Here is a 25,078-nt window from a genome sequence, read left to right on the forward strand (position 1 = left end):
AACGAGAAGTGAACAGTAGGGGAAAGCGCAGGTCAGAGGGCGTCCACGAGACGGCTGGCGGCTGAGCGGATGCGTACGATCGATCCGTGGACACATGGACGCAGGCCCTGCTCTTCGCGCTGCTCGGCGCGGTGCTGGGCGCCGGCGTCGTGCTCGCCTGGCGGGTCTCGGAGCACCAGATGCGCGGCCCGGCGGCCGCCCCGGAGCCCTCGGTGCCGGAGGGGATCGCCACCGTGCTGAGCGTGCTGCGCTCCAGCGCGGTCGTCGTCGACGCGGACGACCGCGTGCTCAAGGCGTCGGCGCCGGCGTACTCCCTGGGTCTGGTCCGCGGCACCGGGCTGGGCTCCACCGAGCTCGCCGACCTGGTCCGCCAGGTACGCCGCGACGGGCAGATCCGGGAGACCGAGCTGACGCTGCCCCGCGGCCGCTCCGGCCCGCCGCTGCACGTGACCGCCCGGATCGCGCCGCTGAGCAGCCGGCTGGTCCTCGCGCTGGTGGAGGACCGCACCCACGAGCGCCGGGTCGAGGCGATCCGCCGCGACTTCGTCGCCAACGTCTCCCACGAGCTGAAGACCCCGGTGGGCGCGCTCAACCTGCTCGCCGAGGCGGTGCAGGACGCCGCCGAGGACCCGGAGGCGGTGCTCCGCTTCGCCGGCCGCATGCAGACCGAGAGCGCGCGGCTGACCCGGTTGGTGCAGCAGATCATCGAGCTGTCCCGGCTCCAGGGCGACGACGCGCTCGGCACCCCGGAGACCTTCGACGTCGACCAGGTCGTGGCCCGCGCGATCGACCAGAGCTCCATCGACGCCCAGGCCAAGCAGATCGAGGTCGTGCACAACGGTGAGCGGGGGCTGAAGCTGCTCGGCAACCCCGACGAGGTGGCACTGGCGCTCGGCAACCTGGTCAGCAACGCGGTCGCCTACTCCAACGACAAGAGCCGGGTCGTCGTCGGCGCCAAGTCCGTCGAGGACCGCGTCGAGCTCAGCGTGACCGACCAGGGCATCGGCATCCCGCCGACCGAGATCGACCGGATCTTCGAGCGGTTCTACCGGGTGGACCCGGCCCGGCACCGCTCCACCGGCGGCACCGGCCTCGGGCTCTCGATCGTCAAGCACGTGGCCGCCTCGCACGGCGGCGAGGTCGGTGTCTGGTCCGTCGAGGGCCAGGGGTCCACCTTCACGCTGTCGCTGCCGCAGGGCACCACCAGCACCTCCGGCAGCGCGCCCCCCGCCACGGCCGGCGCCCCGACCAGCAGCACGACCCGCGCAGACCGCGCCCCGACATCGATCCAGGAGGCACGCCCGTGACTCGAGTGCTCGTCGTGGAGGACGAGGAGTCCTACAGCGACGCCCTGTCCTACATGTTGCGCAAGGAGGGCTTCGAGGTCTCGCTGGCCAGCACCGGACCGGACGCCATCACCGAGTTCGAGCAGTCCGGCGCGGACATCGTGCTGCTCGACCTGATGCTGCCCGGGATGCCCGGCACCGAGGTGTGCCGCCGGATCCGGCAGACCTCGAACGTGCCGGTGATCATGGTCAGCGCCAAGGACTCCGAGGTGGACAAGGTGGTCGGCCTCGAGCTCGGGGCCGACGACTACGTCACCAAGCCCTACGCCCCCCGCGAGCTCGTGGCCCGGATCCGCGCCGTGCTGCGACGCGGTCAGGACGTCGACCTCACGCCCGCCACCTTGGAGGTGGGGCCGGTCCGGATGGACGTCGAGCGGCACCAAGTCACGGTCAAGGGCGAGGACACCAAGCTGCCGCTCAAGGAGTTCGAGCTGCTCGAGATGTTCCTGCGCAACCCCGGCCGGGTGCTGACCCGCGGCCAGCTGATCGACCGGGTGTGGGGCTCGGACTACGTCGGGGACACCAAGACGCTGGACGTGCACGTGAAGCGGCTGCGCGCCAAGATCGAGCAGGACCCCGGCAGCCCGACGATGCTGGTGACGGTGCGCGGGCTGGGCTACAAGCTCGACGCCTGAGCCGGCGAACGCCAGGTCCGATAACCGCGCGCGACCTGTCGGTGCCGACCGGTAGCGTCAGCACGTGACGCGCTCCACCACTGCCCCGCAGACCCCTGGCACCGTCGACGCCCCGGTCCGTCCCCTGCTGCCGCTGCTCGCGGTGGCCACCACCCTGGTCTTCTGGGCCTCGGCCTTCGTCGCGATCCGGCACCTCGGCGGTCACATCGGTCCCGGGGCGCTCTCGCTGGGCCGGCTGGCGGTCGGCTCGCTCTGCCTGGGCGCGGTGCTGCTGAGCCGCGGCTGGACCCGTCCCCGCCGCGGCGACTGGCTGCCGCTCGCGCTGATCGGGGTGCTCTGGTTCGGCCTCTACAACGTCGCGCTCAACGAGGGCGAGCGGCGCGTCGACGCCGGCACCGCCGCGATGCTCATCCAGGTCGCGCCGGTGCTGATCGCGGTGCTCGCCGTGCTGTTCCTGCGCGAGCGCTCCTCGGTGTTCCTCTGGATCGGGCTGGTGGTTGCGTTCGCCGGGGTCGCGGTGATCAGCCTCTCGACCAGCCCCGGCGGCGACCGGGACGTCCTCGGCGTGGTGCTGTGCCTGGTGTCGGCGGCGGCGTACTCCATCTCGGTGATCCTGCAGAAGCCGCTGCTCGCCCACATGTCCGCGCTGCAGGTCACCTGGATCGCGTGCACGGTCGGGGTCGTGGTCTGCCTGCCGTTCGCCGGCGAGCTGTGGCAGGACGCCTCGAGCGCCTCGGCGGCCGACCTCGGCTGGATCGTCTACCTCGGGGCCTTCCCGACCGCGATCGCCTTCACGACCTACGCCTACGCGTTGACGCACATGGACGCCAGCAGCCTCGGGGTCACCACCTACCTCGTGCCGCCGATCACGGTGCTGATGGCCTGGGTGCTGCTCTCCGAGGTGCCCCCGGTCCTGACCTACGCCGGCGGCGCGCTCTGCCTGGTCGGTGTGGCCCTGGCCCGGCACCGGCCCCGTCGCGCGGCGACGCCCACCCAGTCAGCCGAGCCGGCCGCGCCGTCCGCGACTGCCGGTCGCCGGAAAGCCACCGGCTGACCCGGCGGAGGGGGTTTGCCCGGGCCCGGCCGGGGCACTCGGGGAAGGTCCCGACCGCAGCCCAGGAGGGCACCATGACCCATCTCGTCCCGTTTCTCCGTACGGCGTCGCAGGCGCCCGCCCTGGTCCGCTGGACCGAGCGGCTGGAGACCAGCGACGCGCTCGACGCCCCGGTGCGGGCGCTGCAGCCGCTGGCCGACGCCCTGCTCGCCGACCCGACCCGGGCCGACGCGCTGCGCGGCATGTGGGTCGGCCACGCGATCCACCCGGTGCTCACCGACGTACCCATCGGCACCTGGACCTCCGCGACCGTGCTGGACCTCGTCGGCGGCGAGTCCGCCCGCGGCGCCGCCTGCCGGCTGATCGGGGTCGGGATCCTCGCCGCGCTGCCCACCGCGCTGACCGGGGTCGCGGAGTGGGGGGAGACCGGCGTCCGCGAGAAGCGGGTCGGCGTCGTCCACGCGGTCGGCAACAGCATGGCGCTCGGCCTCTACTCCGCCTCCTGGCTGGCCCGGCGGCGCGGCAACCACCGGCGCGGCAAGCGGCTGGCGCTCGCCGGCGCGGTCGTCCTGAGCGGCGGCGCCTACCTCGGCGGCCACCTCACCGAGGTCCGCAAGGTCTCCAGCTACCACCCCGCCTACGACCACACCCCGGTGGCGTGATGCGCATCGTCGTCACCGGCGCCAGCGGCAACGTCGGCTCCGCGGTCCTGCGGCGCCTGGTCGCCACCAGGAACCACGAGATCACCGGGGTCGCCCGGCGGCTCCCCGAGGGCGGTGAGCCCTTCGACCAGGTCGACTGGGTCTCGGTCGACCTGACCCGCCCGGCCGCCGCCGAGCAGCTGCGTGCGGCGTTCCGCGGGGCCGACGCGGTGGTGCACCTCGCCTGGGGCTTCCAGCCCTCCCACGACCTCGACTACCTCGCCGAGCTCGGCGTCGGCGGCACCCGCCGGGTCGTCGAGGCGGTCGCCGCCGAGCACGTCCCGCACCTGCTGCACATGTCCTCGGTGGGCGCCTACTCCCCCAAGGCCGACGACGAGCCGGTCGACGAGAGCTGGCCGACCGAGGGGGTCCCGAGCTCGCCCTACAGCCGGCACAAGGCCACCGCCGAGCGCCTCCTCGACGACTTCGAGCGCTCCAGCCCGGCCACCGTGGTGACCCGGATGCGCCCGGGCATCGTCGGGCAGGGCTCCGCGGGCAGCGCGCTGCTGCGGTACGGCGTCCCGGCGATCGTCCCGGCCCGGGCCATCGGGCTGCTGCCGGTGCTCCCGCTCGACCGCGGCCTGCGGGTGCCGATGGTGCACGCCGACGACGTCGCGCAGTTCGTGGACCTCGCGCTCGACGCCCGCGCCCACGGGGCGTTCAACCTCGCCGCCGAGCCGGACGTGACCGCGGCCGACATCGCCGCGGTGCTCGGCGCCCGGCTGGTGCACGTGCCGGCCGCGGCCCTGCGGGTGCTCGTCGCCGCCACCTGGCACGCCCGCGTCCAGCAGGTCGACCCGGGCTGGCTCGACCTCGGCTTCGCCGTACCGCTGCTGAACACGACCCGCGCCCGGTCCGAGCTCGGCTGGAAGCCGGAGACCGACGCGCTGTCGGTGCTCGACGAGACGGTGACCGGGATGCGTACGGCTGCGGCGGACAGCACGCCGGTGCTGCGGCCGCGCACGGTGGCCGGTCAGCTGGTCCGGATGGTGCGGAGCGGGCCGGTCAGCGAGCGGTCACGCCCCTGACGGGTCCTGCTCGAGCAACCCGCGGAAGGCCTCGAGGTTCTTCGTCGGCTCGCCGCGGGAGAGCCGCCACTCCCACTCCTTGCGGATCGAGCTGGCGAAGCCGAGCTCGAGGATGGTGTTGAAGGACTCGTCGGCGTAGGTCAGCACGGCGCCGAGCAGCCGGTCCAGCTCCTCGGGGCTGACCGCGCTGAGCGGCAGCCGGCCGTCGAGGTAGATGTCGCCGAGGTGGTCCACGGCGAAGGCCACGCCGTACAGCTTCAGGTTGCGCTCGAGGAGCCAGCGGTAGACCCGCTCGTGGTTCTCGTCGGGGTGCCGCGCCACGAAGGCGTGCACGCCCAGGGCGTGCCGGCCGACGTCGAGGCGCACCGGGGTCTGGAGCTTCTTCTCCCCCGGCAGCACCACCGTGAAGACGGCGCCCTGCGAGGCGGGCAGCTCGCTCCACTCGAGGTCGCCGGCAGCCAGGTAGTCCCGGATCACCGTGGCCGGATCACCGCTCTGCCGGTCTGCCGCAGGTGCCTCCCGGGCCTCCCGGGCGTCGCGGGCCTCCCCCTGGAGCCAGGGCTCCGTGGACGTGTCCGGGGAGGCGGCCGGGTCAGGCGTCCCGGTCATGCACCCACCTCGGCGAGGTCGCGGCGCATCAGCCGGTGCGCCTGCCGGTAGACCTCGATGGTCGCCTCCGCGGTCCGGTCCCAGGCGAAGCCGCTCGCCTGCACCAGCGCGGCGCGGGCCATCCGTTCGCGCAGCTGCGGCTGGTCGACGATCCGGCGGATCGCCCGGGCGTAGTCGTCGGGGTCGTGGCCCTCCACGAGGAGCCCGGAGACGCCGTCGCGGACCACCGTGGGCAGACCACCGACCGCCGCGGCCACCACCGGGGTGCCGGCGGCCTGCGCCTCGACGGCGACCAGGCCGAAGGACTCGTTGTGCGAGGGCACGCAGACCAGGGTCGCCGCGGCGTACCAGTCGGCCAGCTCGGACTGCGCGACCGGCGGCACGAAGCGCACCACGTCGTCGATCCCGAGCGTGGAGGCCAGCTGGGCCAGCGACTCCGGGTGCTCCAGCCCGCTGCCGGAGGGGCCGCCGACCACCGGCACGACCAGCCGGTGACGCAGCGCGGGGTCCTGCTCGAGCAGCCGGGCCACGGCCCGCAGCAGCACGTCGGGAGCCTTCAGCGGCTGGATCCGGCCGGCGAACATCAGCACGGTCGCCTCCGCGGGCAGCCCGAGCCGGGCGCGGGCGGTCGCCGAGGGCCGGAATACCGAGAGGTCGACACCGGGGTGCACGACCTCGACGCGGCCCGGGTCGGCGTCGTAGAGGTTGACCAGCTGCTTGGCCTCGATGTCGGTGTTGGCGATCAGCATGTCGGCGGCGCCGACCACCTGCTCCTCGCCGATGACGCGGCCCTCGGGCTCCGGGGTGTCCCCCTCGGCCAGCGATTCGTTCTTCACCTTGGCCATGGTGTGCATCGAGTGCACCAGCGGCACGCTCCACCGGTCCCGGGCCAGCGCCCCGACCTGCCCGGACAGCCAGTAGTGGGAGTGGATCACGTCGTACCAGCCCTGCTCGTGGCGGGCCTCGGCGCGGAGCACCTCGCGGGCGAACGCGCACATCTGGCCGGGCAGCTCGCCCTTGGAGAGACCCTCGAACGGGCCCGCGTGCACGTGGTGCACGGTGACGCCGGGGAAGGCCTCGACGGTCGGCGGCAGCGCCGAGGAGGTCGCACGGGTGTAGATCTCCACGGCCAGGTTCCGCTCGGCGAGCCGCTTGGACAGCTCGACGACGTACACGTTCATGCCACCTGCGTCACCGGTCCCCGGCTGGTCCAGCGGGGACGTGTGCAGGCTGATCATCGCGATCCGGCCTCTGGGCGAAGTCACTCGGGGCATACCTCCGGCTTGGTCAACCACGATGGAGTGTCCCCTATTTCGTCGAGGGTCAATCGGGACGGCTGCCTATGCTCGGGGCATGAGCCGGATCCGGGTCGGCATCTCCGGCTGGACGTACGCCGGCTGGCGGGGGACTTCTACCCCGCCGGCCTGGTGCAGCGCGCCGAGTTGGCCTACGCCGCCGAGCGGATGACCAGCATCGAGATCAACGGCTCGTTCTACTCCCTGCAGCGGCCCTCCTCCTACGCCTCGTGGCGCGACCAGACGCCGGCGGACTTCGTGTTCGCGGTGAAGGGCGGCCGGTTCATCACGCACATGAAGCGGCTGCGCGACGTCGAGGGGCCGCTGGCGAACTTCTTCGCCTCCGGCGTTCTCGCCCTGGGACCCAAGACCGGCCCGTTCCTGTGGCAGCTGCCGCCGACGCTGGGCTTCGACGAGGAGCTGCTGGCCGGGTTCCTCGCGCAGCTGCCGCGGACCTCCACCGAGGCGGCCGCCCTCGCCGCGCGGCACGACGACCGGCTCTCCGGCGACCGGCTGCTCGTGCAGGCGGACGCGGACCGGCCGTTGCGGCACGCCCTGGAGGTCCGCCACGAGAGCTTCGCCGACCCGGCCGCGACGAAGGTGCTCGAGGAGCATGACGTCGCGCTGGTCGTCGCGGACACCGCCGGCAGGTGGCCGCAGCTGGACCGGCCGACGAGCGACTTCGTCTACGTGCGCCTGCACGGGGACAAGGAGCTCTACGCCAGCGGCTACTCCCCCGCCGCGCTGGACCGGTGGGCCGGCTGCTGCGCCGACTGGGCGGCCGGCGGCCGCGACGTGTACGTCTACTTCGACAACGACATCAAGGGCTACGCGCCGCATGACGCGATGGCGCTGATCGACCGGGTCGGTCGCTGACCCGGTCGGGTCCGGCTCGTCGGCGGCTGCGCTGCCGGGTCGGCTGCCGCCCCGGACGGCCCAGACCCCCGCTCGGACATGCACTTGCCGACCGCCCTCGCCCCGGCCACGCCTGCCGCTACCCAGAGCAGCGGCCGAGTGCATGTCCGAGCGCATGCCCCCCGGCGCGGGTCTGCCCGACAAGGCTCGGCGGCCGCGCTGCCGAGTCGGTCGCCGCCCCGGACGGCCCAGACCCCCGCTCGGACATGCACTTGCCGACCGCCGTCGACCCGGCCACGCCTGCCGCTACCCAGAGCAGCGGCCGAGTGCATGTCCGAGCGCATGCCCCCCGGCGCAGGTCAGCCCGACCGGGTCCGCGGCCGCAGCGGCTCAGCGGCTCGGCTAGGTCGGCGGCTGCGCTGCCGGGTCGGTCGCCGCCCCGGACGGCCCAGACCCCCGCTCGGACATGCACTTGCCGACCGCCGTCGACCCGGCCACGCCTGCCGCTGCCCAGACCGGCGGCCGAGTGCATGTCCGAGCGCCTGTCCCCAGCGCGGGTCAGCCCGACCGGCTGCTCCCACGCGCTCCCCGGCGCGGTGGCCGCTCTGGGTCGGTGGCTGCGCTGACGGGCCGGGCCGGGCCGGGTCGGGTCTGCGCGGCCAGGCTCAGCGGCGGGCGAGCCGGCGCTCGACGTACGGCGTCAGCCGGGACGCCAGCGCCCAGACCGCCACTCCGACGACCAGCGAGAGCACGGTGGCCGCGAACGGATGGTCGTCCTCGAGATGCGGGTAGACCTGCCAGTGGGTGAGGTAGATGTAGAGCGACGCGGACGCGAGCACCCCGGCCAGCCGGGCGATCGGGGCCGGCACCCGGACGGCGCGCACCCAGACCAGCAGCAGCATGCCGACGACCACCACGAGCTCGCGGGCCGGGTCGTCGAAGAACCCGGGCACCGTCGCCACCACGAGCGCCGATACCAGCGCCCGGTGCCGCCAGCCGGTGGCCCGCACCGTGGCCCAGCCCAGGGCGAAGACCCAGAACACCACGCTGGCGCGGTGGATCTCGTCGCCGGGCAGCAGCTCCACGACGTCGTAGCGGGTGAGCAGCCCGACCACCGCGAGACCGAGCGGCAGCCGGAACGGGTGCCGCCGCTCGAGACGGTCCACCCAGGGCAGCGCCATCAGGGCGGTCAGCACGAGCAGCGTGGCGACCAGCACCTCGATGAACCAGTACCACCACTCCGGCTCGGTCCAGCTGCGCGGGCCCAGCAGCCCGTTGAGCAGCAGCACGTTGCGCCAGCCGATGTCGCGGGTGAGCAGCGCGACCAGACCGAGCCAGATGGTCGAGGGCACCGCGATCCGCGCGACGCTGGTGAGCAGGTGCCGGGTCCGGTCGCGCCGCGGGGCGCCGGTGAGGTGGAACCGGCCGAAGTTGAAGCCGGCCACGCCGAGCAGCACGTGCGCGCCGCCGACCAGCACGAACAGGTTCGCGTGGGTGCCGACGATCGCGACGATGGCGGCCGCGCGGAGCAGCACGTTCAGCTCGAGGGTGCGGCCGCGGCGGGTGGTCGGCGGGGTGGCCGCCAGCTCCCGGACCGGCATCGTGTGCCAGCCGGCGGGCAGCGTCCCGAGCACGCCTTCGAGCCGGACCGACATCTCGACGTAGGAGAGCGAGTCGCCGTCGAGCGAGACGAACGAGTCGTCCCCGGTGGTCTCCGGCCGGCCGAGAACGTCGGCGTACACCGCGCGCAGGTCCTCGACCCTCGGCGCCCCGGGTGACGCCGCCGGTGCCGCACCGCCCGCGGGAGCAGCCGCCGGTCTCCGTGCGCCGCGGGCGACCAGGGACCGGTAGTCGGGCTTGCCGGTGGGCAGCCGCGGCACCCCGTCGACGGGGAGCACCGCGACGGCGCGCGGCGGCAGGCCCAGCTCCCGCTTCGCCAGCCGGGTCAGCGCCGAGGCACCGTCCGCGGGCAGCGGCTTCGCCGACACGTCGACGGCCAGCAGCAGCCGGTCGCCGCCGTCGGCGCACAGCACCACGTGGCCGGCGCGGGCGAAGACGCGCTCCACCTGGTCGAGGTCGATGCGCAGCCCGTAGACCTTGGCGAACCGGTTGCGCCGGCCGATCACCTCGTAGAGCCCGTCGGGGCGGCGGCGGGCGACGTCACCGGTCCGCAGCGCGTCGACCTCCCGGCCGCGGGCCAGGTCCTCGGGGGTGGTCGCGTAGCCGAGCATCACGTTCGGCCCCTCGTAGACGAGCTCGCCCACCTCGAGCTCCCCGGGCGCGGCCAGCGGCGTCTCCGGCAGCGGCGCCAACGAGAACGAGCCGCCCGGGACGGGGACCCCGATCGCACCGGGGGCGCTGTCGGCCAGGTCCGGAGGCAGGTAGCCCATCCGGGCGGTCGCCTCGGTCTGCCCGTACATCACGAAGAGGTCCCAGCCGCGCTCACGTCCGAGGGCGGCGTACTCGCGGACCCGCTCAGGCGCCAGCCGGCCGCCGGCCTGGGTCAGGTAGCGCAGCGACGGCAGGTCCATGCCGGCGAAGCCGACCCGGTCCAGCAGGTCGAAGGTGTAGGGCACCCCGGCCAGGGTGGTCACCCCGTGCCGGCGGACGTCGTCCCAGAAGCAGGTGTCCACGACGGACCGCTCGGTGAGCAGCAGCGCGGCCCCGGCGGCCAGGTGGCTGTTCACGACCGAGAGGCCGTAGCAGTAGTGCAACGGCAGCGTGGTCGCCGCCAGGTCGTCCGGGCGGATCCCGAGGTAGTCCGCGATCGAGTCGGCGTTGGCGGCGAGGTTCTCCGTCGAGAGCCGCACCAGCTTGGGCGATCCGGTGGAGCCGGAGGTCGTCAGCAGCAGCGCCAGGTCCGGGTGCAGGTCGTGGCGGCTGCCGGGGCGCCGCTCCTCGAAGCCGCCGGTGGCGTGCCGCCCGAGGACCACGTCCGGGTCGTAGCCGTCGACGGTCTCCGCGAGGTGACCGGCGTGGTCGCCGGGGACCAGGATCAGCGGGTGCCCCCGGCCAGGCAGGCGAGGTAGCCGACGACCGCGTCGACGTCGTTGGCGCCGGAGAGCAGCACCAGCCGTCGGGTGGGACCGAGCCGGTCCACGACCGCCTCGACCCGGGCGGCCAGGTCGGCGTAGCTGATCGTGCCCTCCCCGGTCACCAGCGCCGGCCGTTCGCCGCGGGCCGCCAGGTCGTCCCAGAAGCCGCGGGCGCGCTGCGGCGCACGCGTCGGCGTCGGGGTCTGCAGCAGGCTCACCGGAGCAGGTTATTAGGTAAGCCTTACCTTCTCCAACTCGGCGGTCCCGGGCCGGCAGCGGTCCCGGTGCCGGACGGCGGCGCGGCAGCTCCTGGCGGCCAGGGGAGAATGTGCCCATGACGACGAGGACTGCAGTGGTGACCGGGGCGAGCAGCGGGATCGGGGCGGCGACTGCCCGCCGACTGGCGGCCGAGGGCTTCCACGTCTTCTGCGCCGCCCGCCGCGCGGAGCGGGTGGCGGCGCTGGCCGAGGAGATCGGGGGTACGGCGGTGCGCTGCGACGTGACCTCCGCCGAGGAGGTGGCGGCGCTTGCCGACGCGGTCGGGCCGACCCTCGACGTGCTGGTCAACAACGCCGGCGGCGCCTTCGGGGCGGACCCGGTGGCCACCGCCAGCCTCGACGACTGGCGCAAGATGTTCGAGGTGAACGTGCTCGGCCTCGTCCAGGTCACCCAGGCCCTGCTGCCGGCCCTGGTGGCCAGCGGCGCCGGCGTGATCGTCAACGTCGGCTCGACGGCCGGCCGGATCGCCTACGAGGGCGGGGGCGGCTACACCGCTGCCAAGCACGGCACCCAGGTGGTCAGCGAGACGCTGCGGCTGGAGCTGTTCGACCAGCCGGTCCGGATCTGCGAGATCGCCCCCGGCATGGTCCGGACCGACGAGTTCTCCACCATCCGGTTCGGCGGCGACCAGGAGAAGGCGGAGGCGGTGTACGCCGGCGTGGCCGAGCCGCTCGTCGCCGAGGACATCGCGGACGCGATCACCTGGGTCGCCACCCGGCCCGCCCACGTGAACATCGACGAGCTGGTGATCCGGCCGCGGGCGCAGGCCGCCCAGCACAAGGTGCACCGGGTCTTGTAGCAACCGACACCGCGGCCTCGACCAGGGGCGGCCCGTCGGACACCCCTGCGGTCGCCACCCGACCGGTCCCCTAGGCACCGGCCTGGTCGTCGAGGAGCAGCCGGGCCAGCCGCTCCAGGTCGGGGGTGAGGTCCTGCTCGCCGAGCTGCACCTCGGCGCCGTCGACCCCGAACCCGTAGACGAAGCGGTCCGGCTGCGGCACAGACGTGCTCACGCCGCGCAGGTCGATCCGCTCCAGCAGCCGCTCCACCTCCGGGGTGCGCGGGTCGTCGCCGAGCCGGATCTCGGCCTCCTGCCGGATGCCGGCGAAGCCGCCGCTGCGCGTGACCACCACCCGCTGCACCCCCGCACCCGGGACGCGACCTGCACCGCCGCCCTCCCCCGGCCCGGCAGGCCCGGCAGGCCCGGCAGGCCCGGCAGGCCCAGTGGGTCCCCCGGGCGCACCGGCTCCGCGCGGGCCCACCGGCACCGGCCCGGCCACCGGCACCCCCACCGCCTGCCAGGCCTGGACGACCGCGTCGCGGGCCGACGGCGGGCCGATCCCGGCCGCGGCGGCCACCGTCGCCTCGGCGAAGCCGGCGAAGTCGGTCCGGGGGCCGACCCCCGAGGTGAGCGCGGCGTACCAGATCCGGCCCGGGAGCTCCCACGCCGCGCCGCCGATCGCGGTCGCGGCGAGGTGGAAGGCCCGGTTGGGGATGCCGGAGTTCAGGTGCACGCCGCCGTTGTCCTCCTCGGTCTGCACGTAGTCGGCCATCGACCCCACCTGCGGGTCCCGGCCGAGCACCGGGTCGTCGTAGGCGGTGCCGGGCTCCGCCATCGACCGCAGCGCCCGCCCCCGGACCGCCGGCAGGAAGATGCCCGCACCGATCAGCCAGTCCGCCTCGGCGGCGCTCTGCCCGAGCAGCCGCTGCTTGAGGCAGGCGGCGAACACGTCGGAGATCGACTCGTTGAGCGCGCCGGACTGGCCGGCGTACTCGAAGCCGGAGGTGTGCTGGGTCACCGCGTGGGTGAACTCGTGGCCGAGCACGTCCACCGGCTTGGTGAACCGGTCGAAGACGCGGCCGTCGCCGTCGCCGAGCACCAGCTGGGTGCCGTCCCAGAAGGCGTTGTCGTAGTCGCGCCCGTAGTGCACGCTCGCCAGCACCGGCGCTCCGCGGCCGTCGTACGACGAGCGCCCGAACGCCTCGGCGAACAGCGCCAGGGAGCCCTCCACCCCGACGAACGCCTCGTCGACCGCCGGGTCCCCCACCGGCGCCGACCCGGCCGCGCGCGCCAGCGGACCGGGCAGCGTGGTGCCGCCACCGGCGTCGTGCACCGCGAAGGCGCCGTCGGGCGGCAGGGCGGCCGGCCGCGCCGCGCGCCGGTCCCGCAGCTCCCGGTCCACCGCCAGCGTGGTTCGGCAGCACCCGGACACCGCCGCGTCAGGGTGCGCGGCGGCGACCCGCTCGAGCAGGTAGGGCGGCACGAAGGTGCAAGTGGTCATGAACCAGGACTATCTCCCGGCACCGACAGAAGTAAAGGACCTCGGCCCGGCGGCTGTGCCAGACTCGGCCGGGTGTTGACGATCGGACTGGTCGGCGGGATGAGCTGGGAGAGCAGCCAGGAGTACTACCGGCTGCTCAACACCGGCGTCGAGGAGCGGCTCGGCGGCCTGCACTCGGCGCGGACCACGATGACCTCGGTGGAGTTCGGCGAGCTCACCGAGCTGCAGCGGGCGGACCGCTGGGACGATGTCGCGACGATGCTCGTCGGGGCCGCCCGCGGCGTCGAGGCCGCCGGCGCCGACCTGCTGCTGCTGTGCAGCACCGCGTTCCACAAGGTCGCCGACGACGTCGCCGCCGCGGTCGACATCCCGTTCCTGCACCTGGCCGACGTGGTGGCGCGGGCCGCGGTCGAGCGCGGCATGACCCGGGTCGGCCTGGTGGGTACGTCGTTCACGGTGAGCCGTGACTTCTTCACCGGCCGGATGGCCTCCCACGGGCTGGAGGTGCTCGTCCCGGACCCTTCGCACCACGCGACGCTGGACCGGATCGTCTACGACGAGGTCGTGCACGGCCGGATGCTCGACCCCAGCCGGCGGGCCGTGGTCGAGGTGATCGAGGAGCTGTGGGACGCCGGCGCCCAGGGCGTCGTCCTCGGCTGCACGGAGCTGGAGATGCTGGTCAAGCAGGCCGACTGCGAGCTGCCGGTGTTCCCGTGCACCACCCTGCACGTCGCCGCCGCGCTGGACCGCGCGCTGGCCTGAGCCGCGCGCCCCGCGCTCACACCAGCGCGTCAACCGCGGGCCCCAGCACCTCGCCGGCCCGGCCCCGGACCACGAGGGCGGCGCGCCGGTCCAGCGGGGTCGGCTCGTCGTTGACGATCACCAGCCGCGCCCCGCTGCCCAGCGCCACCTCCGGGAGCACGGCCGCGGGGTAGACCTGCAGCGACGACCCGACCGTCAGCAGCAGGTCGCTGCGGGAGACCAGGTCGTAGGCCGCCTCGACGACCCCGGGGAACAGCACCTGCTCGAAGGAGACCGTCGCGGACTTCACCAGCCCGCCGCACCGCGGGCAGGACGGGTCCGGGTCGCCGGCGTCGAGCGCCTCGAAGGCCCAGGTGTACGGCGCCCGCCAGCCGCAGCCGTCCGGCACGCCGGAGGTCGGGGCGTGACCGAGGCACATCACCTCGCGGGCCGTCCCGTGCAGCTCCACGACGGTGCGCGAGCCGGCCTGCTGGTGCAGCCCGTCGATGTTCTGGGTGACCACGCCCAGGCACCGGCCGGCCTGCTCGAGCCGGGCCAGGGCCCGGTGCGCGGCGTTGGGCTGCACCGGCTTCGCGAAGAACTCCCGCCGCATCTGCCAGGACCGGGCCCGGACGGCCGCGTCGACGACGTACCGCCCGAAGGTCAGCTCGGAGGGGTCGAACCGGCTCCACAGTCCGCCGGGCGAGCGGAAGTCCGGGATCCCGGACTCCGTCGAGACCCCGGCGCCGGTGAACGCCACCACCCGCTCGGCACCGCGCAGCAGCTCGCGGAGGTCCTCCATGGTGCCGAGGCTAGACCGGAGCGGGGACCGCCGGCGCGCTCACGCCGGCAGGTCGAAGCCGGAGGCGAGGTTCAGGATGGTCGCGAACGTCAGGTACATCAGCCACAGGCCGGTCACCACGTGGGCCAGGCCGAGCACCCTCTCGAACGCGCCCATCCCCAGCCCGACGAAGAAGTCCGCGACGTAGACCCAGGTCAGGCCGAGGAACAGCAGCCCGACCGGCCAGGCGCCGGCGTCGAAGAAGACGAACACGCCCGCCACCGAGAGCACGGTGAACGCCACCGACATGCCGGCGTTGGTGCGGGGGTCGTGGCCGGAGAACCGGTTCCAGCCGAGCGCGAACCAGTGGATGCCGTAGGCGGTGAAGGCGACGGCCGCCATGTACAGCGGCGGGTCGTCCTGGAAGACCTGGAACCAGGTGATCCCGATGAACAGGATGAGCCCGGTGACCACCTGGCACAGCCCCGGCAGGAAGATCCCCCAGACACCCGTCGCACGGTCGAGCCTGCGGGCACCGGCCTCGTCGGCCGGGCGGGACGGGAACCCGAACAGCTCCTGCGGTCCCCAGATGAGGTAGCCGGTCCCGAGCCCGAAGAAGCCGAGCGCGACCGGGACGTAGTCCGACGCCTGGAACGACATGCGCACACCCTTCGTGGAAGCCAGTGCGCTTCGGATACCCCTACGTGCGCATACGCAACCATCGGTGCGCAAACGGCGACGATTCGGAGCCCTGCGCCCGCGCCGATAGACTCGGTGGGTCGTCCACGGCCAGAGCCCTTGCTCTCGGGTGCGACGACGTCCTGCGACGCCGACCAGGTCGGAGCGCGCCATCCCGTCGAGAAAGTCCCGCATGTCCGAGAACACCCTGTCCCGCACCAAGCGCACGGACCTCCGCAACGTCGCCATCGTGGCTCACGTCGACCATGGCAAGACCACGCTGGTGGACGCGATGCTCTGGCAGGGCGGCGCGTTCGGCGAGCACCAGCACGTCGACGAGCGCGCCATGGACACCGGTGACCTCGAGCGCGAGAAGGGCATCACGATCCTCGCGAAGAACACCGCGATCCGCTACACCGGCGAGGCCGCCGAGGGCGAGCCGATGACGATCAACATCATCGACACCCCCGGCCACGCGGACTTCGGCGGCGAGGTGGAGCGCGGCCTGTCGATGGTCGACGGCATCGTGCTGCTCGTGGACGCCTCGGAGGGCCCGCTGCCGCAGACCCGGTTCGTGCTGCGCAAGGCGCTCAACGCCGACATGCCGGTCGTGCTCGTGGTCAACAAGGTCGACCGTCCCGATGCCCGCATCAGCGAGGTCGTCGACGAGACCTACGAGCTGTTCATGGACCTGCTCGACGACAGCCACAACCCCGACGCGCTCGACTTCCCGGTCGTCTACGCCAGCGCCAAGGCCGGCCGCGCCAGCCTGGAGATGCCGGAGAACGGAGGCCTCCCGAAGGAGGAGAACCTCGAGCCGCTGTTCAAGACCATCCTGGCCACGATCCCGGCGCCGCAGTACACCGAGGGCGCGCCGCTGCAGGCCCACGTGACCAACCTGGACTCCTCCCCCTTCCTCGGCCGGCTGGCGCTGGTCCGCGTGGAGGAGGGCACCTTGAAGAAGGGCCAGCAGGTCGCGTGGATGAAGCGCGACGGCACGACCCAGAACGTCAAGGTCACCGAGCTCCTGATCACCCAGGGCCTGGAGCGCAAGCCCGGCGAGTCCGCCGGCCCGGGCGACATCGTCGCCATCGCCGGCATGCCCGACATCATGATCGGCGAGACGCTGGCCGACCCGGTGAACCCGGTCGCGCTGCCGCTGATCACCGTCGACGAGCCGGCCATCTCGATGACGATCGGCATCAACACCTCGCCGCTCGCCGGCCGCGGCCCGACCAAGAACACCAAGGTCACCGCCCGCCTGGTCAAGGACCGTCTGGACGCCGAGCTCGTCGGCAACGTGTCGATCAAGGTGCTCCCGACCGAGCGTCCGGACGCCTGGGAGGTCCAGGGCCGGGGCGAGCTCGCGCTGGCCATCCTGGTCGAGCAGATGCGCCGCGAGGGCTACGAGCTGACCGTCGGCAAGCCGCAGGTGGTCACCCGCGAGATCAACGGCAAGGTCCACGAGCCGGTGGAGCGGCTCACCATCGACGCGCCGGAGGAGTACCTCGGCACGATCACCCAGCTGCTCGCGGTGCGCCGCGGCCGCATGGAGCAGATGACCAACCACGGCACCGGCTGGGTGCGCATGGAGTTCCTCGTACCGGCCCGCGGGCTGATCGGCTTCCGCACCGAGTTCCTCACCGACACCCGTGGCACCGGCATCGCGCACCACGTGTTCGAGGGCTACGAGCCGTGGGCCGGCGAGATCCGCTCGCGCGCCTCCGGCTCGCTGGTGGCCGACCGCGCCGGCGCGGCGACGTCGTACGCCATGACCAACCTGCAGGAGCGCGGCACCATGTTCGTGGAGCCGACCACCGAGGTCTACGAGGGCATGATCGTCGGCGAGAACTCCCGCGAGGACGACATGGACGTCAACATCACCAAGGAGAAGAAGCAGACGAACGTCCGGGCCTCCAGCTCGGACAACTTCGAGAAGCTGGTGCCGCCGAAGAAGCTCTCCCTCGAGCAGTGCCTGGAGTTCTGCCGCGAGGACGAGTGCGTCGAGGTCACCCCGGACGCGGCGCGGATCCGCAAGGTCGTCCTCGACCAGAACCTCCGCGGCCGGATGGCCTCCAAGGCCCGCAGGAACTGACCTCGTGCGGTCGGCGGACCCGTCACGCGAGAGCCCGGAGGTGGCCCACCTCCGGGCGCTGCACCGCGAGCTGCAGGACCTGGTCGACGGCTCGGTGCTCGCCGACGGTTCGCCGGTGCAGCTGCGCCTGCTGGGGGCGGCCCCGAGGCGATCAACGCCGGGCTGATCCGGCTGGAGCCGCTCGCCAGGGTCTCGGTGCGCAACATGCAGCCGCAGTTCGCCTTCGACCCGTCGGACCCCTCCTTCGAGCTCGACGAGCGCAGCCGGGCGCGCGGCCTGCAGATGTCGATGATCACCACCCCGGAGACCGTCCGCCGGCACCCGCTGCTCTCCTCCGCCGAGCCCGGCGTCCTGGTCGGCCCGCTGTTCACGCAGGCGATGCTCATCGACGACCTGCTGGCGGTGGTCGGCGGTCCCCGCGACGTCGACGGGGCGATCACCGCCTGGACCAGCACCGACCCGGCGGTCGTCGGTCTGGTCCGCCGGATCTGGGACCACGCCGAGTCGCTGGCCACCCCGATCAACCCCGACGGCGTCCCTCCGCTCAACCGGCGCCAGGTCCTGGTCGCCCGCCGGATCACCCTCGGTGACACCGACCGGGCCATCGCCCGCGCGTTGGGGGTCTCGCTGCGGACCGTCGAGCGTGACGCCAGCGCGCTGCTCGCGCTGCTGGGGGCCCGCAACCGTGCGGAGGCGGTGCTGCTGATGCAGGGCCGCGGGTCGCCGCGCGGTTGATGGCGGGTTCCCGCCATCGGGCCCTGCTGGTTCGATCCGGGCCCCGGTGATGCCGATACTTGACGTGCGGGTCGCCGGGCGGCGCACGGGGGAAGTCGCCCCGCGGCCCGCACCCTGCTCGCCGCCCGCCCGTCGGGTGCTCGCTGCTACGGCGCCGGGGTCCCCGGGTCCTCGGCGGCCGGGTCCGGGCGGGCGCCACGCGGCGCCAGCCGCAGCAGCAGGAAGCCGAGGACCCCGGCGATCGCGCTGCCCAGGAAGATGCCCAGCTTGGCGGCCTCGTCGAGGGCCGGGGAGTCGAAGGACAGGTCGGAGACGAACAGGGCGACCGTGAAGCCCACCCCGGCGCAGGCGGCGACGCCCAGCACCTGCGGCCAGGTCGTGCCGCGCGGCAGGGTCGCGATGCCCAGCCGGGTCGCCACCCAGGTCGCGCCGAACACGCCGACCGTCTTGCCGACCACGAGACCGAGCACGACGCCGAGGGCCACCGGGCTGTCCACCCAGGCGGTCAGCGCGTGGTCGGGCAGCACCAGCCCGGCGTTCGCGAGCGCGAAGACGGGCACCACCAGGAACGTCACCCAGGCGGAGATGCCTTGCTCCAGGCGGTCCAGCGGCGCCTCGGCGTCCACGGTGAGCCGGCGCATGTCCCGTACGGCGCCGCGGGTGACGTCGTACTCCCGGTGCGAGAGCACCTCGTCGCGGTAGACCTCGTCGACCTCGCGGACCAGGCCGCCGGCGTAGGTGCGGAAGGCCGACGGGCCGAGGAACGACCACGCCGGGGTGAGCAGTCCGAACGCGACGCCGGCCAGCGTCGGGTGCACGCCGGACGCGTGCAGGGCGTACCAGCACAGCGCCGCCAGCGCGAAGTAGGGCGGCAGCGCACGCACGTGGATGCGCTGCAGGGCATAGCCGAACCCGATCGTGGCCAGCGCCAGCAGCAGCCAGGTCAGGGAGAGGCCGGCGGTGTAGAAGACCGCGATCACGATGATCGCGCCGAGGTCGTCGACGACGGCCAGGCTGAGCAGGAAGACCCGCAGGCCGGCCGGGACCCGGTCGCCCGCGGCGGTGACCACGGCCACCGCGAACGCGATGTCGGTGGCCATCGGGATCCCCCACCCGCTGCCGCCGGGCCCGCCGGCGTTGAAGCCGAGGTAGATCAGCGCGGGCACCACCATGCCGCAGACCGCGGCGATCACCGGCAGCGCGGCGGCCTTCGGGTCGCGCAGCTCACCGGAGACCATCTCCCGCTTGATCTCCATCGCGACCAGGAAGAAGAAGAACGCCATCGCGCCGTCGTTGACCCACTCGCGCAGGTTCAGGTGCAGCGGCTCGAACGAGCCCACCGCGAGCCGCACCTCGCTGCCCCAGAACGACTCGTAGGCCTGCGCCGACCCGAGGTTCACCCACAGCAGCGCGGCCAGCGCGGCGGCGAGCATGACCAGCGCACCGGAGGCGCTGGTGTCCATGAAGCGCTGCACCGGCTGGACGACCACCCGGGGGACGAACCGGGCCGACTCGCTCCACCGGTGCCGGACGGGAGTGTCCTGCGCGTGATCCTCGTCCACCGAGCTCATGCACCCCATCCTGCCCGGAGCATCCGGCGGGCACGCTCCACGACCGGTTTGTCCACCATCTGGCCGTCGAGGAGGACCACCCCACCGCCGGCGGAGGCGGCCACGACCTTGCCGGCCCAGACCAGCTCGTCCTCCGAGGGCCGCAGCTCCTCGTGGACGACCGGCACCTGGCGCGGGTGCACGCACAGCTTGCCGGTCAGGCCCAGCCGGGTGCCGTGGTGTACGTCGTCGCGCAGCCGGTCCGCGTCGCCGACGTCCCCGGTGACACCGTCGAACGGCCCGGGCAGCCGGGCCGCCGCGGAGGCGAGGACCAGCGCGCCCCGGGAGTACGCCATCGCGTCCCGGTCCTCCGGGGAGACCCCGAGCTGGGCGGCGAGGTCGTAGCTGCCGAAGGCCAGCCGGGTCACCGCCGGCACCCGGGCGATCGCGGGCGCCGCCACGATCCCGGCCGCGGTCTCCACCAGCGCGAGCAGGCAGGAGCCGGGCGCCAGCTGCTTGGCGATCCGGCCCAGCACGGTGGCCGACTCGGCCTTGGGCACCATCACCACGCAGGGGTAGGCGGAGACCGCCCGCAGGTCCTCGTCGAACCAGTCGGTCCCCGGCGGGTTGATCCGGACCCCCCACGGACGGGTGGCGAGCCAGTCCGCCGCCTGCTTGCGGGCCTCGTCCTTCGCGGCCGGCGCCACGGCGTCCTCCAGGTCGATCACGACCAGGTCGGCGCCGGACTCCCCCGCCCGGGCGAACCGGTCCGGGCGGGTGCCGGGCACGAACAGCAGCGTGCGGGCGGTGCCGAGCACCTCGCGCGGCTCGATCACGACGCCGGTTCCAACCGGCTCCGCGCGGTCACTGCGCCGGCCGCGGAGAACGCCTCGGCCTCCGGCGACGCGGTGTCCAGCCCCGCCTCGGCCGCCGCGACGGTCAGCGGCTGCGGGCCGATCATCGGCGCGACCAGCCGGTAGGCGTAGCGGCGGCCGACCAGGTCGACGCCGTTGCGTCGGAACAGCTCGCCCATCATCAGCGCCTGCAGCGGTCCGTGCACCACGAGGTCGGCGTACCCCTCGTGCGCCACGAACCCCCGGTCGTAGTGGATCCGGTGGGCGTTGTAGGTGAGCGCCGAGAACCGGAACAGCAGCGCCTCGTCCACCTCGAGCACCAGACGCGGGCGGTCCGGCGGGGGCACGGCCCCGGTCGCCGCCGCAGGCAGCGCCGCACCGGGGCTGCGGTAGACGATGTCCTGCTCGTCGACCACCGCGACCGCGCCGTCCTGGCTGATCTCGCTGCGCACGGTGACGAAGGTCAGCGGTCCGGTGCGGCCCTGCTTCTCGGTGGTGCTGAGCACGCGGGTACGGCGTTCGGCGGGCCGGCCGAGGACGAGCGGGCGGCGGGTCTCGACGCGGCCGCCGGCGAACATCCGGCGCCGCCCCGGGCCGGGTGGCGCCGGGATGCCGGACACCGGGTGCCCGTCCGGGCCGAGGTCGCGCTGCGGGCGCCGCTCCAGCAGGTAGACCCAGTGCCACAGCGGGGGCAGCAGTCCGTCTGGGACCGGGTCGATGTCGAGCAGCCCGGCCAGCGCCTCGGCGGGCTCGGGGACCAGCGTCTCGGCGCGCACCGCCACCGCCTCCGGGTCGGTGTCGGCTGGGCCGGTCGGGCCGGTCGGGCCGGTCGGGTCGGGGAGCTCGGAGCCGGCCATCTCAGGGAGCCACCGTGCCGCGGCGGACCAGCTGCCGGGCGATCACGTTGCGCTGGATCTCGTTGGTGCCCTCCCCGACGATCATCAGCGGTGCGTCGCGGAAGTAGCGCTCGACGTCGAACTCCGTGGAGTAGCCGTAGCCGCCGTGGATCCGGACCGCGTCCAGCGCGATCTGCATCGCCGCCTCGGAGGCGAACAGCTTGGCCATCCCGGCCTCCATGTCGGCGCGCTCGCCGGCGTCGTACTTGCGGGCCGCGTAGAGCGTGAGCTGGCGGGCGGCGGTCAGCTTGGTCGCCATCTCCGCCAGGTAGTTGCCGATCGACTGGTGCTTCCAGATCGGGACGCCGAAGCTCTCGCGCTCCTGGGCGTAGCGCAGGCTGTCCTCGAGCGCCGCGCGTCCGACGCCGAGCCCGCGGGCGGCGACCTGGAGCCGGCCCACTTCCAGCCCGCGCATCATCTGGCCGAAGCCGTCGCCCTCGGAGTCACCGAGCAGCGCCGCGGTCGGCACCCGCATGTCCTCGAAGGACAGCTCGCAGCTCTCGACGCCCTTGTAGCCGAGCTTCGGCAGGTCCCGTGAGACCGTGAAGCCGGGCCCCTTCTCGACCAGCAGGATGCTGATCCCCTTGTGGGCGGGCTCCGCGCGGGGGTCGGTCTTGCACAGCAGCGCGACCAGGCCGGCGTGCCGGGCGTTGGAGATCCAGGTCTTCGAGCCGTTGACGACGTACTCGTCGCCGTCGCGCACGGCCGTGGTCCGCATCGCCTGCAGGTCCGAGCCGCCGCCCGGCTCGGTCAGCGCCATCGTGGCCCGCAGCTCGCCGGTGGCCATCCGGGGCAGGTAGGTGTCCTTCTGCTCCTGGGTGCCGTAGTCCAGCAGCAGCTTGGCCACCACCGTGTGGCCGCCCATGGCACCGGCGAGGCTCATCCAGCCGCGGGCCAGCTCTTCGGTGACCAGGACGTAGCACGGCGTGCTGACCTTCGCTTCCCCCCAGGGCTCCGGCACCGCGAGGCCGAAGACGCCCATCTCCTTCATCGCCTCGATCAGCGCTTCGGGGTAGGTGTTGGCGTGCTCGAGCTCGCTGGCGACCGGCTTGACCGAGCTGTCCACCCAGTCGCGCACCAGCCGGACGATCGCTCGCTCCTCCTGCGAGAGGTCTTCCATGTTTCGCTCCTTCTGTGGCCGGAGTCGGTCCGGCGGTTCGCGGGTGGGCGCAGGGGTCTGCGCGATCGGTCTGCGGGCGCTCAGGCGGTGAGGCCGGCGCCGTCGGCCCGTCGCCGGGGCAGGTGCCGGTGCAGCAGGTCGGCGGCGGTGTCCCAGCCGATCCGCGCCGGCTCGAGGTCGAGCCCGGTGAGGCAGTCGGCGAGCTTCACCGCCAGCTCGGACCCGGTCGGCGGCCGCTGCGGCGAGCCCGGGGGCTGCGCCAGCGTGGTCGCGGCGACGCCGCCCGAGGTGTGCACCTCGATCTCGGCCTCGCCGGCGAGCAGCCAGTCGCCGCCGGGGGTCAGCTCGACCTCGACGAGCTCCAGGAGCCGCCGGGCCTCGGGACGCTGCACGGCCTCGTCGGTGAACGAGGCGAAGCCGGGGTGCCGGTCCAGCAGCGCGACGGCGACGGCGTACTCCAGGCTGAACTTGCTCTCCAGGCCGGTGCGTGGCCGCCGGTGGATCAGCGGGGTCACCGTCCCCTCCGGCGTGCGCACCACGATCCGCCGGACGTCGGCGAGGTCGACGCCGTCGGCCAGCGAGGCGGTCGCGGCGATCGGTCGCTGCAGCGCGTAGCAGCAGGGGTAGATCTTGATCGCGAGCCCGTCCGGCACCGCGGGTCCCCCGGCGTCGACCGGGGCGGGGGTGCCGCCGACCAGCGCCATCCAGGCGTCGACGGCCGCCGGCTCGGCGCTGGCACCCGCCGCGACCAGCTCCACGGCGCGGGTGCCAGACTCCACCGCGAAGCCGACCTGGAGCGACTTGGCGTCGGTGCCGAAGCTGCGCTGCACGCCCCCGGAGGCCGGGACCGCGAGGGCCAGCGCGCGGGCCGTCTGCTCGGCGTCGAACCCGCGGGCGTGCGAGGCGACCGCGGCCGCGGCCAGCGCCCCGGTGGTGGTGGTGGCGTGCCAGCCCGACGCGTAGTGGCGCCAGCCGAGCATCGTGCCGAGCCGGGCCATCACGCCGGCTCCGGCGAGGTAGCCGGCCGCCCCGGACCCGGTCGCCAGCGCGACCGGCACGCAGACGGTGCTGATGTGCGTGGTGGTCGGCATGTGCAGGTCGTCGAAGTCGAGGATGTGGGCCGCGACCGCCCAGCGACCGGCGTCCGACAGCGCTGCCGAGACCCGGTGGATGGGCTCCGCGCGGGAGGCGAGCGCGACCGCGACGGTGTCGGTCAGCGACCGGTCGGCGAGCTCGAGGTCCGCCGCGGAGGGTTGGTACGTCGTCGCCCAGCTCGCCAGCTCGGAGGCGGCCCGCACCGTGCCGCTCATCGGAGCGCCTCGTCCGCGTCGAGGCCGAGCTCGGCCAGGATCGCCGCGGTGTGCTCCCCGACCCGCGGGATCGGCCCCATCACCGGCTCGGCGCCGACCAGGGTGGCGGGCGGGACCAGCGCCCGCAGCGGGCCGACCGGCGAGTCGACCTCGCGCCACCGGTCCCGCGCGGCGAGCTGGGGGTGCTCACCGAGCTCGAAGAGGTCGCGCAGCCGGGCGTTCGCGATCCCCGCCTCGTCGAGCCGGACCACGACCTCCTCGCTGCTCAGCGGGGCGAACCGGGCGTGGATCGCCTCGTCGAGCTGCTCGCGGTGGGTGACCCGGCTGGGGTTGGTGGCGAACCGGGGGTCCTTCTCCAGCGCGACGTCGTCGAGCACCTGCTCGCAGAACACCGCCCACTCCCGCTCGTTCTGGATGCCGAGGAAGACCTGCTTGCCGTCGCCGCAGGCGAACGGCCCGTAGGGCGCGATCGCGGCGTGGGAGGCACCGCTGCGCGGGGGCGGCGTGCCGCCGTACAGCGCGTAGTACATCGGGAAGCCCATCCACTCCGCGAGCGCCTCGAGCATCGAGATCTCGATGGTCGCTCCCTCGCCGGTGCGCTGGCGCTGGAGCAGCGCGGTGAGCACGCCGGTGAAGGCGTACATGCCGGCGGCGATGTCGGCGATCGAGATGCCGACCTTCACCGGCTCCTCCGGGGTGCCGGTGATCGAGACGACGCCGGCCTCGCACTGCACGAGCAGGTCGTAGGCCTTCTTCGAGGTCGCCGGGCCGCCGACGCCGTACCCGGAGATCGAGCAGTGCACCAGCCCGGGGCGGGCGCCGCGCAGCTGCTCGGCGCCGAGGCCGAGCCGCTCGGCCGCGCCGGGGGCGAGGTTCTGCACGAAGACGTCCGCCTCCTGCACCAGCCGGTCCATGACCTTGCGGCCGTGCTCGCTCTTCAGGTCGATCGCGAGGGACTCCTTGGAGCGGTTGAGCCAGACGAAGTGGCTCGACATCCCGTTGACGGTCCCGTCGTAGTCCCGGGCGAAGTCGCCGGGGCCGGGTCGCTCGATCTTGATCACGCGGGCCCCGAGGTCGGCGAGCTGGCGGGTCGCGAAGGGCGCGGCGACGGCCTGCTCGATCGAGACGACGGTGACGCCTTCGAGCGGCCGCATGCATTCTCCTCGGGGTGCGCACTCCGGGCCCGAAATACAGGCTGG

24 protein-coding genes are annotated in these 25,078 nt (G+C 73.8%); 11 read left to right on the forward strand and 13 right to left on the reverse strand.

Going from position 1 to position 25,078, the window contains the following annotated elements:
• Positions 1-86 precede the first annotated feature (86 nt).
• The 5 genes from H9L09_RS05695 (at position 87) to H9L09_RS05715 (ending at position 4,764) form a co-directional block, all read left to right on the forward strand.
• On the forward strand, positions 87-1,307 hold the full coding sequence (locus H9L09_RS05695) for a sensor histidine kinase (protein WP_223164218.1): 1,221 nt from the start codon (positions 87-89) through the stop codon (positions 1,305-1,307).
• On the forward strand, positions 1,304-1,981 hold the full coding sequence (locus tag H9L09_RS05700) for a response regulator transcription factor (protein WP_187579730.1): 678 nt from the start codon (positions 1,304-1,306) through the stop codon (positions 1,979-1,981). Before H9L09_RS05695 ends, H9L09_RS05700 begins: the two co-directional genes overlap by 4 nt.
• A 64-nt stretch (positions 1,982-2,045) precedes the next feature.
• Positions 2,046-3,035 carry a DMT family transporter gene (locus tag H9L09_RS05705; protein WP_246456308.1) on the forward strand — a complete coding sequence of 330 codons (990 nt, stop codon included), beginning with the start codon at positions 2,046-2,048 and terminating at the stop codon, positions 3,033-3,035.
• Between the two features lie 74 nt (positions 3,036-3,109).
• Positions 3,110-3,697: a DUF2231 domain-containing protein gene (locus H9L09_RS05710; RefSeq protein WP_187579731.1), complete on the forward strand. Its 588-nt coding sequence runs from the start codon at positions 3,110-3,112 to the stop codon at positions 3,695-3,697.
• Positions 3,697-4,764 (forward strand): NAD-dependent epimerase/dehydratase family protein, encoded by a 1,068-nt coding sequence (locus H9L09_RS05715; RefSeq protein ID WP_187580702.1) that lies wholly within the window; start codon positions 3,697-3,699, stop codon positions 4,762-4,764. The genes H9L09_RS05710 and H9L09_RS05715 overlap by 1 nt, the downstream gene beginning before the upstream one ends.
• On the opposite strand, the gene H9L09_RS05720 is transcribed toward H9L09_RS05715, so the two are convergent.
• Both H9L09_RS05720 and mshA read right to left on the reverse strand, forming a co-directional pair.
• Entirely contained in the window at positions 4,753-5,373 is a 621-nt protein-coding gene (locus H9L09_RS05720) for a type III secretion system chaperone family protein (RefSeq protein WP_187579732.1), read from the reverse strand. The genes H9L09_RS05715 and H9L09_RS05720 overlap by 12 nt on opposite strands.
• Entirely contained in the window at positions 5,370-6,647 is a 1,278-nt protein-coding gene (gene mshA, locus H9L09_RS05725) for a D-inositol-3-phosphate glycosyltransferase (protein WP_187579733.1), read from the reverse strand. Before mshA ends, H9L09_RS05720 begins: the two co-directional genes overlap by 4 nt.
• Positions 6,648-6,800: 153 nt before the next feature.
• Between mshA and H9L09_RS05730 the strand changes: the two genes are divergently transcribed.
• Positions 6,801-7,544, forward strand: a complete 744-nt coding sequence (locus H9L09_RS05730; protein WP_246456309.1) for a DUF72 domain-containing protein — start codon at positions 6,801-6,803, stop codon at positions 7,542-7,544.
• A gap of 644 nt (positions 7,545-8,188) precedes the next feature.
• Here the strand turns inward: H9L09_RS05730 and H9L09_RS05735 are convergent.
• Entirely contained in the window at positions 8,189-10,456 is a 2,268-nt protein-coding gene (locus H9L09_RS05735; RefSeq protein WP_223164219.1) for an AMP-binding protein, read from the reverse strand.
• A 62-nt stretch (positions 10,457-10,518) separates the two neighbouring features.
• Positions 10,519-10,776 carry a hypothetical protein gene (locus tag H9L09_RS21550; RefSeq protein ID WP_223164220.1) on the reverse strand — a complete coding sequence of 86 codons (258 nt, stop codon included), beginning with the start codon at positions 10,774-10,776 and terminating at the stop codon, positions 10,519-10,521.
• A gap of 116 nt (positions 10,777-10,892) precedes the next feature.
• Between H9L09_RS21550 and H9L09_RS05740 the strand changes: the two genes are divergently transcribed.
• A complete protein-coding gene (locus tag H9L09_RS05740) occupies positions 10,893-11,636 on the forward strand; it encodes an SDR family NAD(P)-dependent oxidoreductase (RefSeq protein ID WP_187579734.1) in 744 nt (247 codons plus the stop codon).
• Positions 11,637-11,706: 70 nt separating this feature from the next.
• Here H9L09_RS05740 and H9L09_RS05745 read toward each other — a convergent pair whose 3' ends face one another.
• The gene (locus H9L09_RS05745) at positions 11,707-13,119 is read right to left on the reverse strand and encodes a protealysin inhibitor emfourin (protein WP_187579735.1); all 1,413 of its coding nucleotides are present in this window, start codon (positions 13,117-13,119) and stop codon (positions 11,707-11,709) included.
• Positions 13,120-13,191: 72 nt separating this feature from the next.
• Between H9L09_RS05745 and H9L09_RS05750 the strand changes: the two genes are divergently transcribed.
• On the forward strand, positions 13,192-13,881 hold the full coding sequence (locus tag H9L09_RS05750; RefSeq protein WP_187579736.1) for an aspartate/glutamate racemase family protein: 690 nt from the start codon (positions 13,192-13,194) through the stop codon (positions 13,879-13,881).
• Positions 13,882-13,897: 16 nt separating this feature from the next.
• On the opposite strand, the gene H9L09_RS05755 is transcribed toward H9L09_RS05750, so the two are convergent.
• Together H9L09_RS05755 and H9L09_RS05760 are read right to left on the reverse strand one after the other, a co-directional pair.
• Positions 13,898-14,662, reverse strand: coding sequence for an SIR2 family NAD-dependent protein deacylase (locus tag H9L09_RS05755; protein ID WP_187579737.1), 765 nt, complete (start codon positions 14,660-14,662; stop codon positions 13,898-13,900).
• 39 nt (positions 14,663-14,701) lie between these two features.
• Positions 14,702-15,301 (reverse strand): hypothetical protein, encoded by a 600-nt coding sequence (locus H9L09_RS05760; RefSeq protein WP_187579738.1) that lies wholly within the window; start codon positions 15,299-15,301, stop codon positions 14,702-14,704.
• Positions 15,302-15,512: 211 nt separating this feature from the next.
• Here H9L09_RS05760 and typA point away from each other — a divergent pair, with 211 nt between their 5' ends.
• From typA to H9L09_RS05775, 3 genes are read left to right on the forward strand one after another with little or no spacing between them, the layout of a single operon-like run.
• A complete protein-coding gene (gene typA, locus H9L09_RS05765; protein ID WP_187579739.1) occupies positions 15,513-17,414 on the forward strand; it encodes a translational GTPase TypA in 1,902 nt (633 codons plus the stop codon).
• Positions 17,415-17,418: 4 nt separating this feature from the next.
• Positions 17,419-17,580, forward strand: a complete 162-nt coding sequence (locus H9L09_RS05770) for a hypothetical protein (RefSeq protein WP_187579740.1) — start codon at positions 17,419-17,421, stop codon at positions 17,578-17,580.
• A 38-nt stretch (positions 17,581-17,618) separates the two neighbouring features.
• A complete protein-coding gene (locus H9L09_RS05775; RefSeq protein WP_246456456.1) occupies positions 17,619-18,149 on the forward strand; it encodes a helix-turn-helix transcriptional regulator in 531 nt (176 codons plus the stop codon).
• Positions 18,150-18,295: 146 nt separating this feature from the next.
• Here H9L09_RS05775 and nhaA read toward each other — a convergent pair whose 3' ends face one another.
• The 6 genes from nhaA to H9L09_RS05805 form a co-directional block, all read right to left on the reverse strand.
• Positions 18,296-19,720: a Na+/H+ antiporter NhaA gene (nhaA, locus tag H9L09_RS05780; protein WP_187579742.1), complete on the reverse strand. Its 1,425-nt coding sequence runs from the start codon at positions 19,718-19,720 to the stop codon at positions 18,296-18,298.
• A complete protein-coding gene (locus H9L09_RS05785) occupies positions 19,717-20,535 on the reverse strand; it encodes an HpcH/HpaI aldolase/citrate lyase family protein (RefSeq protein ID WP_246456311.1) in 819 nt (272 codons plus the stop codon). The genes nhaA and H9L09_RS05785 overlap by 4 nt, the downstream gene beginning before the upstream one ends.
• Complete coding sequence (locus H9L09_RS05790; RefSeq protein WP_187579743.1) at positions 20,532-21,410, reverse strand: HTD2 family dehydratase; 879 nt, start codon at positions 21,408-21,410, stop codon at positions 20,532-20,534. The genes H9L09_RS05785 and H9L09_RS05790 overlap by 4 nt, the downstream gene beginning before the upstream one ends.
• Position 21,411: 1 nt before the next feature.
• Positions 21,412-22,569, reverse strand: a complete 1,158-nt coding sequence (locus H9L09_RS05795; protein WP_187579744.1) for an acyl-CoA dehydrogenase family protein — start codon at positions 22,567-22,569, stop codon at positions 21,412-21,414.
• 80 nt (positions 22,570-22,649) lie between these two features.
• Positions 22,650-23,879: an MmgE/PrpD family protein gene (locus tag H9L09_RS05800; RefSeq protein ID WP_187579745.1), complete on the reverse strand. Its 1,230-nt coding sequence runs from the start codon at positions 23,877-23,879 to the stop codon at positions 22,650-22,652.
• Positions 23,876-25,033 carry a CaiB/BaiF CoA transferase family protein gene (locus H9L09_RS05805; RefSeq protein ID WP_187579746.1) on the reverse strand — a complete coding sequence of 386 codons (1,158 nt, stop codon included), beginning with the start codon at positions 25,031-25,033 and terminating at the stop codon, positions 23,876-23,878. Before H9L09_RS05805 ends, H9L09_RS05800 begins: the two co-directional genes overlap by 4 nt.
• Positions 25,034-25,078 lie beyond the last annotated feature (45 nt).

The sequence above is a fragment of the Nocardioides mesophilus genome, assembly GCF_014395785.1.
GTDB lineage: Bacteria > Actinomycetota > Actinomycetes > Propionibacteriales > Nocardioidaceae > Nocardioides_B > Nocardioides_B mesophilus.